At 55.2% G+C, this 15,481-nt stretch carries 17 protein-coding genes; 9 read left to right on the top strand and 8 right to left on the bottom strand.

Annotation, left to right across the window (positions count from 1 at the left end; genetic code table 11):
- Window positions 1-48: 48 nt before the first annotated feature.
- The 3 genes from MKY74_RS29310 to gpmA all read right to left on the bottom strand — a co-directional run bounded on the left by MKY74_RS29310 (window position 49) and on the right by gpmA (window position 2,366).
- On the bottom strand, window positions 49-978 hold the full coding sequence (locus MKY74_RS29310) for a manganese-dependent inorganic pyrophosphatase (RefSeq protein WP_076174200.1): 930 nt from the start codon (window positions 976-978) through the stop codon (window positions 49-51).
- Window positions 979-1,106: 128 nt separating this feature from the next.
- A complete protein-coding gene (locus MKY74_RS29315; protein WP_076174198.1) occupies window positions 1,107-1,457 on the bottom strand; it encodes a DUF1904 family protein in 351 nt (116 codons plus the stop codon).
- 159 nt (window positions 1,458-1,616) lie between these two features.
- The gene (gene gpmA / locus MKY74_RS29320) at window positions 1,617-2,366 is read right to left on the bottom strand and encodes a 2,3-diphosphoglycerate-dependent phosphoglycerate mutase (RefSeq protein WP_076174196.1); all 750 of its coding nucleotides are present in this window, start codon (window positions 2,364-2,366) and stop codon (window positions 1,617-1,619) included.
- A 292-nt stretch (window positions 2,367-2,658) separates the two neighbouring features.
- Between gpmA and MKY74_RS29325 the strand changes: the two genes are divergently transcribed.
- A complete protein-coding gene (locus MKY74_RS29325) occupies window positions 2,659-3,120 on the top strand; it encodes a DinB family protein (protein ID WP_076174194.1) in 462 nt (153 codons plus the stop codon).
- Between the two features lie 134 nt (window positions 3,121-3,254).
- Here MKY74_RS29325 and MKY74_RS29330 read toward each other — a convergent pair whose 3' ends face one another.
- Entirely contained in the window at window positions 3,255-3,923 is a 669-nt protein-coding gene (locus MKY74_RS29330; RefSeq protein ID WP_144025501.1) for a DUF899 domain-containing protein, read from the bottom strand.
- A gap of 172 nt (window positions 3,924-4,095) precedes the next feature.
- Between MKY74_RS29330 and MKY74_RS29335 the strand changes: the two genes are divergently transcribed.
- Complete coding sequence (locus MKY74_RS29335; RefSeq protein WP_076174190.1) at window positions 4,096-4,320, top strand: DUF6199 family natural product biosynthesis protein; 225 nt, start codon at window positions 4,096-4,098, stop codon at window positions 4,318-4,320.
- A 6-nt stretch (window positions 4,321-4,326) separates the two neighbouring features.
- On the opposite strand, the gene MKY74_RS29340 is transcribed toward MKY74_RS29335, so the two are convergent.
- The gene (locus MKY74_RS29340; RefSeq protein ID WP_167372915.1) at window positions 4,327-5,310 is read right to left on the bottom strand and encodes a GNAT family N-acetyltransferase; all 984 of its coding nucleotides are present in this window, start codon (window positions 5,308-5,310) and stop codon (window positions 4,327-4,329) included.
- A gap of 240 nt (window positions 5,311-5,550) precedes the next feature.
- Here MKY74_RS29340 and MKY74_RS29345 point away from each other — a divergent pair, with 240 nt between their 5' ends.
- Window positions 5,551-5,925, top strand: a complete 375-nt coding sequence (locus MKY74_RS29345) for a hypothetical protein (RefSeq protein WP_076174186.1) — start codon at window positions 5,551-5,553, stop codon at window positions 5,923-5,925.
- Window positions 5,926-6,077: 152 nt separating this feature from the next.
- On the opposite strand, the gene MKY74_RS29350 is transcribed toward MKY74_RS29345, so the two are convergent.
- Window positions 6,078-6,302: a helix-turn-helix domain-containing protein gene (locus MKY74_RS29350; RefSeq protein WP_036649309.1), complete on the bottom strand. Its 225-nt coding sequence runs from the start codon at window positions 6,300-6,302 to the stop codon at window positions 6,078-6,080.
- Window positions 6,303-6,650: 348 nt separating this feature from the next.
- Here MKY74_RS29350 and efeO point away from each other — a divergent pair, with 348 nt between their 5' ends.
- From efeO to nagA, 6 genes are all read left to right on the top strand, one after another.
- Complete coding sequence (gene efeO / locus MKY74_RS29355; RefSeq protein WP_076174467.1) at window positions 6,651-7,553, top strand: iron uptake system protein EfeO; 903 nt, start codon at window positions 6,651-6,653, stop codon at window positions 7,551-7,553.
- 3 nt (window positions 7,554-7,556) lie between these two features.
- Complete coding sequence (gene efeB / locus MKY74_RS29360; RefSeq protein ID WP_076174184.1) at window positions 7,557-8,852, top strand: iron uptake transporter deferrochelatase/peroxidase subunit; 1,296 nt, start codon at window positions 7,557-7,559, stop codon at window positions 8,850-8,852.
- A 47-nt stretch (window positions 8,853-8,899) separates the two neighbouring features.
- Window positions 8,900-10,720 carry an FTR1 family iron permease gene (locus MKY74_RS29365; protein ID WP_076174182.1) on the top strand — a complete coding sequence of 607 codons (1,821 nt, stop codon included), beginning with the start codon at window positions 8,900-8,902 and terminating at the stop codon, window positions 10,718-10,720.
- 203 nt (window positions 10,721-10,923) lie between these two features.
- The gene (locus tag MKY74_RS29370) at window positions 10,924-11,808 is read left to right on the top strand and encodes a MurR/RpiR family transcriptional regulator (RefSeq protein WP_076174180.1); all 885 of its coding nucleotides are present in this window, start codon (window positions 10,924-10,926) and stop codon (window positions 11,806-11,808) included.
- Window positions 11,805-12,533: a glucosamine-6-phosphate deaminase gene (nagB, locus tag MKY74_RS29375; protein ID WP_076174178.1), complete on the top strand. Its 729-nt coding sequence runs from the start codon at window positions 11,805-11,807 to the stop codon at window positions 12,531-12,533. The genes MKY74_RS29370 and nagB overlap by 4 nt, the downstream gene beginning before the upstream one ends.
- Entirely contained in the window at window positions 12,530-13,705 is a 1,176-nt protein-coding gene (gene nagA, locus MKY74_RS29380; protein WP_076174175.1) for an N-acetylglucosamine-6-phosphate deacetylase, read from the top strand. Before nagB ends, nagA begins: the two co-directional genes overlap by 4 nt.
- Before the next feature lie 65 nt (window positions 13,706-13,770).
- Here the strand turns inward: nagA and MKY74_RS29385 are convergent, their stop codons facing one another.
- Window positions 13,771-14,745: a YhcN/YlaJ family sporulation lipoprotein gene (locus tag MKY74_RS29385; RefSeq protein WP_076174173.1), complete on the bottom strand. Its 975-nt coding sequence runs from the start codon at window positions 14,743-14,745 to the stop codon at window positions 13,771-13,773.
- Window positions 14,746-14,848: 103 nt separating this feature from the next.
- Window positions 14,849-15,400: a hypothetical protein gene (locus MKY74_RS29390; RefSeq protein ID WP_076174171.1), complete on the bottom strand. Its 552-nt coding sequence runs from the start codon at window positions 15,398-15,400 to the stop codon at window positions 14,849-14,851.
- Window positions 15,401-15,481: the final 81 nt, after the last annotated feature.

Consider the following 15,481-nt stretch of genomic DNA (forward strand, 5'->3'; position numbering starts at 1 on the left):
CTCCCCTTTCAAGGAATCAGCCTGCTCCTGTTCAGCCGTTCAATGTAATTATTTGCTCAGCGTTTCGGTCAGCACCGGTACGATTTGCGATTTACGCGACACAACGCCTTTCAATACGGCCGTATTGTTCTCAAGCTTCACGTTATAAGCCGATTCAACCGCAGCAGCGGATTTTCCGAGGGCCAGCGCCACGGAATCGTTGTTCAGGATATCCGTTACGACAAACACGAACAGATCGAGACCTTTCTCGCTGATGATCGCGTTCAGGGCGTCCTCCAGTTCAGCCTGACGGTTCAGGACGTCGTTAGGGTCCACCGTGTTCACTTGGGCGATTTCCACTTTGCTGCTGCCCATTTGGAATTCTTTGGCGTCCAGGGAGATCAGCTCGGCAATCGTCTTGCTGCTGACATCTGCACCCGCTTTAAGCATGTCCAGTCCGTACTGCTCCAGGTTCACTCCGGCGATGTCGGCGAGCTCGCGTGCAGCGGCTACGTCCTCCTCGGTGCAGGTCGGGGATTTCAGCAGGAGCGTATCGGATACGATCGCGGATACCATCAGACCGGCGATTTGCGGCGTAACTTCAACGCCTTTTTCCTTGAACAGCTTGTTCAGGATCGTTGCCGTGCAGCCTACAGGCTCTGCGCGGTAATACAGCGGATGGCTTGTCTCGAAATTCGCGATGCGGTGGTGGTCGATGACCTCGCTTACGCGCACCTGATCGATGTCGCTAGCGCTTTGCTGGCGCTCATTATGGTCAACGAGAATAACCTCGCTTGCTTCGTTAGCCACGGTTTCCACTTGGCGAGGGGCCTCGGCTTTGAAATAATCCAGCGCAAACTGCGTTTCGCCGTTGACGGCGCCCAAACGAACCGGCTCCGTATTATGGCCGATCTTATTTTTGAGGTAAGAGTATACGATCGCCGATGTGATCGTGTCCGTGTCCGGGTTTTTGTGCCCGAAAATCAATGTTTTTGCCATGGTTTCAACTGCTCCTTTATCGTTTGGAATAAATGAAGACTTGGTTCATGCCGTAATCTACATACGATTATAGCGGGAATTGGGCTATATTCCAATTCCTTTACAGAGATTTATTCCTGAAGGCTTGATTACAGCCTGATTTCGGGAGGCGTCTTGGCCGGAATCCGCTTCAGCGGCTGGCCCTCTTTATAATACAGCGACGGATTCAGCAGCACATAGAAAATATGGGTATGCGGGCATCCGAGGTCCTCAAGGATCCGGTTAATGTTCTCGGCGATTGCATGATGCTTCTCTTCCTCGCGCGGGAACATGAAAATTTCCACGGACCGGGGGCTGTTTGTGATTTTTTCCACATGTAAAAGCTCAATTTTGACGATTTCTTCCGGAATGTTGGCGATTCCTGAAATGCATTCGATAATGGCCGGTGCGGCGGTCTCCACCACATTCTTTTCAAAACCTGTAAATCTGACAAAAGGCAAAGCCGTTCCCTTCTTTCTCTTTCTTTCTAAAGCTGTGCCCGATCTAAATATATCGGCATTACTAACCTACCATAAAAACGGCAAAGGAGTCACCTCCCCAAGAGATCACTCCTTAATGCCATGGATGCTGCCGATACCCAAATCCAATACCTGACGCCGTTATTCCATAATTTTTGACGGGTTGGCGACGACGTCGATTTTCTCCTGCACGCGCTCCGGGCTCCCCAGAAAATGGCGGTTCAGCGGCTTCAAATCGTCGTCCAGCTCGTACAGAATCGGCACCGCGGTCGGGATGTTCAGATCCACGATGTCCTCCTCGCTGATATTTTCCAACACCTTCATCAAGGCCCGCAGGCTGTTCCCGTGCGCGACGACGAGCACCTTCTTGCCCGCCTTGATCTGCGGCACGATCTCCGCTTCCCAGTAAGGGAGCACGCGTGCGATCGTATCCTTCAGGCTTTCTCCCAGCGGAATCTCCTGCTTCGTCAAGTTGCCGTAGCGCTTATCCTTGGGCGGGTAGCGGTCATCGTCGGCCGTAATCTGCAGCGGGGGTACGTCGTAGCTCCGGCGCCACAGCATGACCTGCTCCGCGCCGTATTTCTTCGCCGTCTCCTCTTTGTTAAGTCCCTGAAGCGCACCGTAATGCCGTTCGTTCAGCTTCCACGATTTGCGGATCGGGATCCACAACAGGTCGTTGACGTCCAAAATATAATTCAGCGTTTTGATCGCCCGCTTTAATACGGACGTATATGCGATATCGATTTCATAGGGAATATCCTGCAGCAGATGCCCGGCCTTGATCGCTTCCTGGACCCCTTTGTCCGTCAGATCGACGTCCGTCCAGCCGGTGAACCGGTTCTCGCGGTTCCACTCGCTTTCCCCATGTCTGACCAGAACCACCTTGTACATGGTGCCACACTCCTTTACTGCCTTACTCGTAACAACTACCGGTATAGCTTTTAACCGACAAGCATTTTTTAAACTTTTTCTTTTCATTCCAATCATTTTGCATACAGGCTGCGGGTGAGCTGCCGTCCCTATCAGGACTATTGTTTGCGGACCCTCAGTTCTTCCCAATACATGCTCTGCAGAGGTTCCCGCTTGGGAGACTCCGGGACGTTCGCCCGGGTTGCCTCCCTGGCCGGGCAGATTTACAATAACTACTGTTACATCATAATCGGAGAACGACGGAGGTACAATAATGAGAAATGCTTATTTGTTCGGCCAAATCGAGCGCGTGCGCACGGGCATCATCAACAAGGTGTCCGCGCTGCCTGAATCCAAGCGGGATATCGTCCCTGACGGATTCAACAACAATATCCACTGGCATCTCGGGCATTTGCTGGTCATATCCGACATGCTCGTGCTCCAGTATAGCGGCAAGGATGGCGTCATTCCGGCTGAATACCGCCCTTATTTTGCTTCGGGGACGAAACCGGCGGATTGGCAGGGCGAGGCACCGGCGTGGGATACCCTGATTTCGCAGCTCACCGAGCAGATTCGCGTATTCCAAGAGCAGCTCGGTGACGACCTAAATCAGCCAGTCGCCAAAGCGGACAACTTTGCCAAAGCCGAGACGATCGACGAGCTGCTGGTCATGAACATTAATCATGAGGCATCGCATGCCGGCATGATCAACGCCATGCTGAAGAAGCTGGCCTGATATCGGGTCAGCAGACAGCACAAGGCAGCCCTTCTCTCCGTGTCGGAGAAAAAGGCTGCCTTCATTTTTGGAAACAACTCGGGCTAGAAACCGACAGTGGTAACCTGAGCGGCATCGCGTGGCATCAAAACGGATTAACGATAGTCGTCATGCAGACGCCACCAGATGTAAGGCTGGGTTTGCGGCCATCCTTCAGGCGAATCCTCCCACGTTTCCTGGCGGCCAAAGGGTGTCAGGTCGAGCAAATTGAAGTCCGCGCGGATCCGGTCGACGCCGCGGGAGGCTGTGAAATAGGTGCGGAACACCTCATCTCCATCGCGGAGAAAGACGCTTAAGCCGAACCCGTCCCCAGCACCCATGTCATTGTTGAATTCGTTCCCGTTTGAAGAGAACCAGGGTATATTCCAGCCCATCCGGTCTTTGAACGGCTGGATCTGTGACAGGGGCGCGGGGGAGACCAGAATAAAGGTCGTATCACGGGCATTCAGGTGGGCAAGGTGGCCGATGTTGTCGACAAAAGAGGAGCAGCCTGTGCAGCCTTGACTGGCGCCTGGAGCCATCATGAAGTGGTATACCATGAGCTGACGGCGTCCGTCGAAAAGCTCAAGCAGTCGCGCTGGACCACCTGGTCCCTCGAACATATAATTTTTGCCGATCCGTACCATCGGCAGCCTGCGGCGTTCTGCGGCCAGCGCGTCCAGCGCGCGGGTAAGCTCCTTCTCTTTGACGAGCAGCTTGTCGCGTGCGTCCATCCACTCTGTTTCCGAAACGATTTGCGGAAGTGCTGTGTTTTTCGTATCCACGGGTATCCTCCTCCAAGTTTTACAGGATTCGTTGATTCTGCCATTATCCTAGCATGATTCATTTCCCGGGATTTCTTATGAATTGCGGAAAATAATATGAAACTGCTTATTACTGATGTTCTGGAACCGCAGGCTTCATTCAGACGTTCTATATAGAAAGGAGCTGATGGATATGGACCTCGTTCTGATCATCTTAGGGCTGATTCTGATAGGCGGCGGCATCATGACCCGCCGGAACCCGGGAAGGGGATGGCGGAGCAGTGAAAGCTGGAAGACAGAAGAAGAAGCGGAGCCCAGCGAATCCTACCTTGAACTCCAAAAGATCCGCGGCTTTCTTGCGATCGTGCTCGGCTCGATTTTTATCGTGATCGGGTTGTTTATGCTGCTGTTTTTATGACCGCCCCTATTCCAGAGAACAGACCATTTTGAAGTTCCCGGGTACCGCCTGAAACCCCAGCAGATCGCGGTTGATGCGAAGCATGGGACCGTTCAGCGAATCGTTATGGGTTCGCAAATAAGGCACACCGGCAGCGCGTGCGGTTTGTATGGCCAACAGCTTCAGCGCCAGCCCGATCCGCCGGCCCCTATACTCCGGCAGCACACCGGTAAACTGGTGGTACATCGCCTGGGTTTGTTCGTTCTGCTGCAGGGTCACGACGCCGACATAGCGGTCTCCGTCCTTGGCGATATGTACATACTCCGGCCGTACGCCGGCCAGGTTAATGCTCCATTTCTTCCATTCCTCAAACCAGGGGAAATCCTCGTTGTATCCCGGAATGTCCTGATGGGCGATCCTGTACAGCTCATGAAGCTTCCGCTCCTGCGCCTCTCCAGGCTCATCCTTCAGCGTCACGAACATAATGCCGGATGACTCGGCGCTGCGAATGCTTGGCAGCAAAGCTTGGTCGGTAAAAGACGACAGGTCCAGCACAGATTCAAAGGTGTGGCGTTCCAGCACGTAGCCCCGGCGTTCCGCAAACGATAGCGAGGCTCCATCATTCTCCCCCATAAAACAAACGAGACGGGAAGCCTTAACCAAGCACGCCCATTCGCGCACTTCCCGGGACAAAGTCCTGCCGGCCCCGCGGCCGCGTTCATCCGGATGGACGACAAGGGTGACGTTGAGGCTGCCGGGTTCGTTCCAAGGTGCACGCCAGGCGATGGCGTAACCGATGACCTCTCCTACCCCGTTAACGGCGACCCATTTCGGGCGATCCCAGCCCATCAGCCGCCCCTCTTCGTCGTAATGGAGCTGGCCCGGCGGAATGCTCTCCTCATCGTCCTGCAGCTGCTTGGCGGTGACGGGTTCCGACCAGATCAGGCTCAGCAGCGCCGCGGCCGCTCGAAAATCCTCCCTGCCAAAACGGCGAATCGTATAGTTTGACAATATGTATTCCCCCAAAAAATGGTATTGGTTTGCCTCGCTCATTATCTCATGCAATGTCCTTGATGAAGCGATAAAGTTTTGATATAGCGTTTTTTTCCTTAGCCGGGGCGCTTTACGCTCCCCCACGTGCTCATTCATATGAATCTTTGAAAATCAAACTTTTGCACGCTATCATTTGTCCGATACCAATCTGTGAAGCCGGCATAGAATATATCAATCTTAAGAAAAGGAGTGATATATTTGGCAAACAGCGATGTACGTCTTGCCCTTTGGTCCGGCATTAATTTTACGGGCCGCAGAATCCTGTTCAGACGCGGTGGAGTTGCAGTCCGCGACCTTGGAGCTTTCCGCTTCGACAATCTTCTCTCCAGCTTCCGTCTCAGAAATACGGTGCAGAGCAATCAAGTGACGCTTGTTTTGTTCTCACGGATTAATTTCCAGGGATCTTTCCGCGTGTTCCGTGGCAGCCAAAATGTAGCCAACCTGGGCAATTTCAACTTTAACAACGTCACGTCTTCTTTCATCCTCGTTGGACGCAACCTGACAAATGCCGAAATTTCCCAAATTCAACGCACCGGCAGACCGCCGCAAGACATTCTTATCATCAGACAGTAACCATCTGCAAAGGGTGCCCGACAGGGTACCCTTTCTCATGTAACCAAATCCCCGCATAAGATGGAAAGTGAACAAAATAAAGAACCTCCCGCCATGTCTTCCCGTCAAGGAAGACATCCTGCAGAAGGCCAAGGTCGCAAGAGAGGCTTCGATCAGATTTTTAATTCCCCAAGCTTGATCAGCTCGACAACGGCCTGAGAACGGCCTTTGACGTTTAATTTCTGCATCACATTGGAAATATGGTTCCGGACCGTCTTCTCGCTGATAAATAACTGACCGGCGATATCGCGTGTCGTTTTGTCCTGAACGAGCAGTTCAAATACTTCGCGCTCACGATGAGTCAACAAAAATTTGCTCTTATGATCGTTCCCCTTCAATGGTGTCACCCCTCCTTGCTCGGGTTTGTATGGTATAACAAGGTAAAGGGATACAGTCAACTCATATTATGTAAGGCACCGGGCTTTGGTGTCGTTATGCATAAAAATTAGGCACCTGCCTTGAAAGGGCTTACAGCGGGAGAAATTTCGGCATTTTAAAATGGCAGTTGACACATGGTCGGTAACTCATTATGATGTTGCTATCAATGAAATTGAGAATCATTATCAAATTAATCCATCCCTTTCTTCTATAAGAAATAGAGGATGTTTTTCTTGTGGTTACAGAAACATTCAGCGCCGCTGAAAATGTACACATTCTATAATCTTAAAAAAGGAGCTGCTTTGAACTTGAAGTTACATACGATCATTCCCGCCGGTATTATTCTCTCCTCCCTGCTCTTCGCAGGCTGCTCGGAGAAAGAAAGCGCGGATCCTGCTGCCAGCGAAGCAAAGACTGAGACGCCAGCCGCTAATACCGACACATCGGCGCCAAGCGCCGGTACCGATACAGCTGCGGCGCAGACGGCCGATTTCAGCGCAGCCGTGGAATCCTACCGCACCTTCGCGGTGGAGCAGTGCGATCAATTCGTGAAGCAAACGGAGAAATTCACCGAAGCGGTGAAAGCCGGCAAGCTCGAGGAAGCGAAGGCGCTGTACGCCCCGGCCCGTTCCTATTACGAGCGGATCGAACCGATTGCCGAGGCGCTTGGCAATCTGGATCCCGACATTGACGCCCGCGTGAACGATGTGGATGCCGCCGAATGGCGCGGATTCCACCGGATCGAGAAGGGACTGTGGGAGGATAAGACGACCAAAGGCCAGGAAGCCTTTGCCGACCGGCTTCTGCAGGACGCGCAGCTGCTCCGTGCCAAGGTGGAGACGGTCGATATTGACGCCAGCCTGATGGTAACCGGAGCGGTTGAGCTGCTGAACGAAGTGTCTTCCTCCAAGGTAACCGGCGAGGAAGAGCTGTACTCCCATACCGACTTGTACGATTTTGCGGCCAATGTGGAAGGCGCCGCCAAAATTTACGAAATCCTGAAGCCCGAACTGGCCAAAAAGGACCCGGATCTAGAAAAGCAGATCGGTGAGCGATTTGATGCGCTCAAGAAAGAGCTGGACGCCTACAAGAAAGGCGACGGATACGTCAGCTACACCGAGCTGAAAGAGGACGAAGTCCGCAAGCTCAGCCAAAACCTGGATGCCCTGGCGGAGCCGCTGTCGAATATGGGCACCCTGCTTGGAGTGTAAAGCATGTCAAACCGTGAGCATGAGGAAACCAAAGATTCGTCGATTTTGAAAAAACCGCTGTCCCGCCGCGACTTGTTGCGGCTGGCGGGCACCGGCGGCCTGGGACTGATCATCGGGGGCGCCGGTATCGGCGGCCTCTTCGCCGCGAAGGAGCGGAAGACCGCGGCGGCCGTTGCCGGCCAGCCTGACGCCGGGGACTGCATCCCGTTCTATGGGAAGCATCAGGCCGGCATTATCACCCCCTCGCAAAACTTCATATACTTCGCCGCTTTCGACGTGACCACGACCGATGCGAAGGAGCTGAAGAAGCTGCTTCAAGCCTGGACCGCCGCAGCTGCAGCCATGACCGAAGGCTCCATGCTCGGGGAAGAGAGCGCCAATCACAACCTGCCGCCGGTGGATACCGGAGAGTCGGCAGGTCTTTCGCCTTCCCGGCTGACCCTGACGTTCGGCGCGGGGCCGTCCCTGTTTGATTCGCGCTTCGGGCTCGCCTCCAAGCGGCCGGCGAATTTCAGCGATCTCCCGGCCTTTAACGGGGATCAGCTGGACGCCCGCTGGTGCGGCGGCGATTTGGCCGTTCAGGCCTGCGCGGACGACCTGCAGGTGGCGTTTCACGCCATCCGCAATCTGGCGCGCATTGCCCGCGGCAAGGCCGTGCTCCGCTGGACCCAGGAGGGCTTCCAGCGCACCGGCAGCGCCGACCCCGCAGGCGGAACCCCGCGGAATCTGCTCGGCTTCAAGGACGGCACGGCCAATCCGGATACGACAAGCAGCGAGCAGATGAACCGGGTCGTTTGGGCAGGGGCCGAAGGCGGCGCAGCCTGGATGGCCGGCGGCAGCTACATGGCGGTGCGCCGGATCCGGATGCGGATCGAGGTGTGGGACCGATCCTCCCTGAAGGATCAGGAGGAGACGTTCGGACGGTACCGGGCCAGCGGCGCACCGCTTGGCGGACAGCACGAGTTCGACAAGGTCGACTTGTCCGCCAAAGGGCCTGACGGATCGCCGGCTATTCCGGCCAATTCGCATATGGCGCTCGCCCGCGGAGACGGCTCCGTGCAGATCCTCCGCCGGTCCTATTCTTATTCGGGGGGGATTGACGCCAAGACCGGCCAGTTGGATGCCGGACTGCTCTTTATCTGCTTCCAGCGCGATCTGCAGAAGCAGTTCATCCCCCTTCAGCAGAAGCTTGCGAAGAGCGACCGGCTGAACGAATATATTCAGCATGTCGGAAGCGCGGTGTTCGCCTGCTTCCCCGGCGCCTCTTCGGGAGGTTATATCGGAGAGACGCTGCTCTAGCCCGTAGATATCAAACTCTAGCAGAATTGACATAAAGGAGATTTCACATGCTACGAAGCAACCTTACGCCTCGTACCGGACGATGGAACCGCCCGCTGCTCGGCGCCCTGCTGACCCTTGCGATGCTCCTCCTGAGCATCTTGGCCCCGCACGCCGAAGCGGAAGAAAATTCCGCTCTGGACTCCCTCCTGCCTTCCGTTGGCAGCGCCCTGGTTGAAGCGGGCCAGCAGGAATGGTCCAAAGCGAGCGAGGATCTGAACCAATTCAAACAGCTCTGGGAGCCGGTCAAAGCCGGGGACACGGATCATGCCGGCTTGACCGCGGCCGTCGACGCAGCGCTTCAAGACGCTCAGAGCAAGCTTGCAAGCGGCGGACCGGAGGCAAAAACCGCGCTGTCTGCATTGGCCAAAGCGGTCAACGCATACGTCTCCGCAGCCGAGAGCTCGACCGGATCTTCCGGCACGGCCATAAGCGGCGTGGAATCGGCCAAGAAGCTGCTGCCTCTGGCGCAGGACAGCTTGAAGGCCATGCAGGCGGGGGACTGGGGCGCGGCCAAGCGAAGCTATCAGTCGATCGTGGATGCATGGCCGACGGCAGAAACGCCGATCCGCAGCGATAACTTCACGGTCTACGGACAGCTTGAAACCGGGATCAGCCTCGTGCGGATCGCCCTTCAGGCTGAGCCGGTACGCGAAGAGCAGGCCGTGCAGGAAATGCAGAAGCTTGTTACGCTGATGACCGGTTATACTGAAGGAAAAATCGCTGCCGCTGATTCCGGTAGTGACGGAAATTACCGGCTATCCGACGCGCTGGGCATTCTCGAAACCGCACGCCAGGATGCGCAGGCCGGCCGCAGCAGCGAAGCGGCGGACCAGATGACGAAGTTCATTTCCATCTGGCCGGCGGTCGAAGGCGAGGTGCGGGTATCCGCTCCGGACCTTTACACGGATATTGAAAATAAAATGTCGGCTGTTTCGGGCTACCTGCTTTCCAGTCCGCCCAAACTGGATGAAGCTGTAAAGGTCATGGACGCGATGAAGTCCTCCCTCACCCCGCTTGCGGTCGATCACAAATATACCGCGTGGGATGCCGCACTGATTCTGCTCCGTGAAGGCCTGGAGGCCATTCTCGTGCTGTCCGCCCTGCTGTCTTATTTGAAGCGAAGCGGAAATACGCGCGGCCAGAAATGGATTTGGGGCGGAGCCGGGTCAGGCCTCGTCCTCAGCCTCCTGCTCGCGGTTGTGCTCACTTTCTCCATCTCCAAAGCGGCTTCAGGCGGCGCCCGCGAGCTGATCGAAGGCATCACCGGTCTAGTGGCCGTGGTCATGATGCTGACCGTCGGGCAATGGCTGCACAGCAAGTCCAACACGGCTGCCTGGAACAAGTACGTGGGCAGCCAGATGGATCAGGCGCTGGCCCGAGGAAGCCTGTGGTCACTATTCGTGCTGGCCGGTCTGGCCGTCCTGCGTGAAGGCGCGGAAACGACCATTTTCTATGCCGGGATGGCCTCCTCCATTGATATGGGGCAGCTGATCCTTGGAATCGCCGGCGCCATTGCCGTTCTGGCCGTGCTCGCTTATGCGATTATCGTGCTCAGCGCCCGCCTGCCACTGCGCGGCTTTTTCCTGGCGGCAACGGTGCTGATCTACTACCTGGTGTTCCGTTTCCTCGGCGACAGTATCCATTCGCTCCAGGTCTCGGATCGCATTCCCGCCCATTCGGAAACCGGGCTGCCCTCCGTATCCTGGCTTGGCATGTATCCGACCTGGGAAACGTTCATTCCACAGATGGTCGTGCTTGCTTTTGTGCTGTGGCAGCTGATTCGCGTGGAACTGCGGAATACGCAGGGATCCAAGGCACGCGCATAAATCTCTTATAAAAACCGGACTCTAAGAAGTCCGGTTTTTTGCTTTTCGCTTTTACAGAAATTTAACATTCCCGCCCCTTGTAAACGTAAGACAAATGGCCTATGATGGGGATGAAACAAAAATTATTTTCTCGAAATAAGAATCATTCATTAAAATTATTTTCATTATCTAGCATCATTAGTTTTATCCAAGGAGGCTTGCGATTGGCACCTATATTACACGCCTTGGCGCAGGAACAGGAACGGCTGTCCCAGCAGGAGCGCCGGATCGCCGATTTTATCCTCTCCTCCCCTTCCGAAGTCGTTCACATGGGGATCAAGGAGCTGGCCGAGCAGTGCGGGACTAGTCCCGCCACCGTGACCCGGTTCTGCAAAGCGTTCCATCTCAAAGGCTACCCGGATCTAAAAGTGAAGCTGTCCGCCGAAATCGCCCATACGGAAATGCAGGAGCGAAGCGGCATGTCTTCCTACCAGGATATCGTGGCCAACAATCCGTTATCCCAAATCGTAGAGGCCATGGAAGCGAATCATCTGGCCTCCATCCGCGACACGACGTCCCTGCTCGACATGGACCGTCTGGCCCAGGCGATCCGCCTGCTCTGCGCCGCCGATCGGATCGACTTGTACGGGGTAGCCACCTCGTCGATCGTCGCCCAGGATTTCTACCAGAAGCTGATCCGGATCGGTAAGAACTGTACCGCCTTCGCCGATTCACATATGCAGATCACTTCCGCCTCGACGCTGTCGGGCCGGGATGTGGCGGTCGCCATCTCCTATTCAGGGGAAACGCTCGAAACGATCGATGCGCTGGCCTGCGCCAAAGACAGCGGAGCAGCGACCATTTCGCTGACGTCGTACAGCAGCAATACGCTAGCTGCCATGGCCGATATTCCATTGTTTGCCTCTTCCCTGGAAAAAGGAATGCGCCGGGGAGACATGGCTTCGCGGATCGCCCAGCTCCATCTCGTCGACATCCTGTTTATGGGGATGAACAGCGAGCAGTTCGGACAATATGTTCCCAAGCTGGAGCAGTCCTACCATAACGTACAGAATTACCGAAAATCCAGAGGAGGTCATTTTCAAGCATGAACATTTATACGTTTAAAAACGAAGCTGATTTTAACGCCACCGGGGCCAGCCTGATCGCCAGCCTGCTTCATACCAAACCGAGAGCGGTACTCGGCCTGGCCACGGGCAGCACCCCGGTAGGAATTTACGGACGGCTTATCGAAATGTACCAGCAGGGCCTGGTCAGCTTTGCGAAAGCATCCAGCTACAATCTGGACGAGTACGTCGGCCTGCCTGAGGGCCATTCAGAGAGCTACCGTACCTTTATGAACGAGAAGCTGTTCAACCATATCGATATTCAGCTTGAAAATACGCATGTTCCAAACGGCAACGCCGCCGATCTGAAGGAAGAATGCGTCAAGTACGATGCCATGCTGGAGCAGAACGGCCCGGTGGACCTGCAAATTCTCGGCATCGGCCACAACGGGCATATCGGGTTCAACGAGCCCGATGACAGCCTGGACGGCGGAACGCACGTGGCTGAGCTTCAGGAAAAAACCCGCACGGCGAACGCACGCTTCTTCCCATCGCTGGACGATGTGCCTAAGCACGCGATTACCATGGGGGTCGGCAGCATTCTAAAGGCCAAGCAGATTCTGCTGCTCGTTCGTGGCGAAGACAAGGCTGAGATCGTGAAGCGCGCGCTGAAAGGACCGATTACGACGCAGTGCCCGGCATCGCTGCTGCAATGCCATCCGAACGTCGTGGTGCTGCTGGATCAAGGTGCAGGGAGGTTGTTAGGATGAGTGAAGAAAACGTACAGCTCTTGTACGGCAAGGTTGTAACGCCGGCAGGGGTATTGGAAGAAGGAGCGGTCGCCATCCAGGACGGCAAGATCGTCTATGCGGGGCTTGCCCGCGATCTGCCGCAGCGCTGGACGGACTCTGCTGCAAGCCAATTCAAATCGGACGGATACATCGTTCCCGGCTTTATTGATGTCCACGTGCATGGAGGCAACGGCCAGGACTTTATGGATTCAAACAAGGAAGTGCTGGATACCATTACCGCCTTCCACTGCTCACAGGGAACCACCTCGATTCTTCCGACGACCATGACCGCGCCAAAGGCGGCGATCGACCGCGTCCTCAAGGAGGTTCACGAGTATACGCAGCATGACATGCCTTACGCAACCGTGGAGGGCGTTCATTTGGAAGGGCCTTTTATCAGCCCGCAATGGCCGGGAGCGCAAAATCCGGAGCATATCGTCCTGCCGAATGTAGAATGGCTGGAAGAATGGGAAGCTGCGTATCCGGGTCTCGTCCGCCAGGTGACGCTGGCGCCGGAGCGCGAAGGCGCACTGAACGCGATCGCCTGGATGACCGAGCACGGTATCAACGCCGCGCTGGGCCATACGGATGCAACGTACGAAGAGGTGGAAGCGGCCGTGGAAGCTGGTCTGCGCCAAGGCGTGCATACCTTTAACGCGATGACGCCGCTGCACCACCGCAAGCCCGGAACCGCAGGAGCGGTGCTGAGCGACCCGCGCATCCACGCGGAAATCATCGCCGACGGCATCCATGTGCACCCGGCCTGCATTTCCATCCTGGCCCGGTTGAAGCAGGATAACAATCTGCTCCTGATTACGGACGCCATGTCCGCAGCCGGACTCGGGGACGGGGAATACATGATCGGCGACCTTCCGGTTGAGGTGCATGACGGAATCGCTACCTTGAAGGGTCAGCGGGACAGTCTTGCCGGAAGTACCTTGACGATGATTAAAGGCTTCCGCTACCTCATCAACAACGTGGGCCTGTCGATCGAAGAGGCGTCCCTCGCCGCCAGCTTCAACCCGGCCAAACGGCTGCGGATCGAAGACCGCACCGGCACGATCGAAATCGGCAAGCAGGCAGACGTTCTGCTGCTGGATAACCAGCTCGATATTCAAGGTGTTTGGGTTAAAGGACGTAAGGTATTTTAAAAAACGGATTATGTATAAGGGGCTGTCCATAACAAGCTTATGGCAGCCCCTTTTTATCGGCAATTTTACCGATTGGTCGTATCAAAATGGTGAACAGGGGCATTGTAATTGGTAGTACGGTTGCCATTCCCGGCATTCATTGGGAAGATGCGCTCCACCATCGTCGACAGGTCGGACATGAGTCCTTTGATCGGATGTCCTCCTTGCGTTTGTGCCGATAAGTTAGCCAGTCCCTGGACAAAGCCCGGATTTGCAGATACATAGACGTTCTTGATTGTGTTATCCGTGCTCTTGATCGTATTGGCGATACGGTCTTTGATATCGGACGTAATCGTGTCATTGCGGTAATCGCTGTATCCGCCGGCACCCATACCGTTGTTGGTGCCGACCCCGTTATCCGTCGTACCTGCCGTACCGTACGTCGTCATATTATAGCCGTTTTTCCCCGTAATGCTGGCCCCTTTAGACGAATAGTTGCGGATGTTATGATGCGCTGCAGCGGCATTTGGAGCAGTACCGCGTACGCCGTTGCGCACGGTTCCGGATTTGGACCGGTTGTTGAAGCTGCTTCCATTGGCCGTTCCGGCATTGTTAAAGCTGCTTCCGTTCATCATGTTGTGGGTGCCGCTGTAGCTCTTCGCTCCCATGTTTCCGCCGGTATTGCTTGCGGTATCCCGCAGGGAAACGGCAACGTAGGCGGTATTGCCGGCCACGAGAACGTTGGCGGATTTGACTTCCTTCATGGCCGCCACTTTATCGGACAGCTTTTGCGACAATTGGGCATTCGTCAAGTTATGGGTGGTCGCTGCGTTGCCGTTATTCGTGCTGTTTGTATTGTATGTGTAGCCTTTCGGACTGATCAAGCCGTTTTCCCGCAGGGAATTCACGCCGATACGGCCCGTTCTGCCGTTGCCGTCAATGACGTTTTTGGTGCGGATGTTCGTATTTGCAGGCTCCTTCGTCGTACAGCCGGCAACACCGGCCATGCTCACGAGCAGGGCTGCTGATACCGAAAGACTAATCGCTTTGGATCGTAGCATGAGTTCATCCTCCATCTCTAATAGGTGTATTAATAACACCATTTAGGATGACCACCCGCATGATCCGGTATGCTGAAAGGTTTTGGCATGGCGGGATCAGGCGCTACTGCAGCTGCTCAAGTTCCAAATATGCATCCTTGGATACCAAATAAGCTAAAGGATCGCCACTGCGCAGGATCCACACCTGTTCGGGGTGATCCGGTTCGACCGCAATGAGGTAAATTTCCGGCTCCTTTTTTAATCCGCTTAAAGTAACCGTAATGGTACCAACGATCACTTCATGGCTTAAAGTCGAAGTGCGGCGGGTACCCCCTTCTTTCCCCAACTCGCGAAGCTTTCGAATCCTCGATTCCGCTTGACTTACAGGCAGCTCGCTTCCATTAAGCAGCCATCCGCCCCTTAACATGCTCTCTTCCGTCGCAGCCGGTTGGCGCTGCAGAATCCAGGACTGGTTTCTCCCTTCCCACTCCACACTTCGAACCTCTTTATCATTCCATTGGAATATCCCCGTCGACTCCTGGATTTGCTCTCCATTAGCAGCCATTGTTTCCCGGGCCGGATCCGGCGGGTTCGCTTCACGATCCGCCATGAGTGTTGCAACGATGACGCCCAAGAGCAGGCACACCGCCGCTCCTATGCTTTTCTTAACGTGCATGGCTCATCCCCCATTTGCTTGAAGGCATTCGGTTTTACCCTTCCTTGCCTTCATTTTACCCATCCCGCTCGAGAACTTTGC

The organism is Paenibacillus sp. FSL R5-0378 (genome assembly GCF_038009285.1).
In the GTDB taxonomy this organism is placed as follows: domain Bacteria; phylum Bacillota; class Bacilli; order Paenibacillales; family Paenibacillaceae; genus Paenibacillus_AQ; species Paenibacillus_AQ favisporus.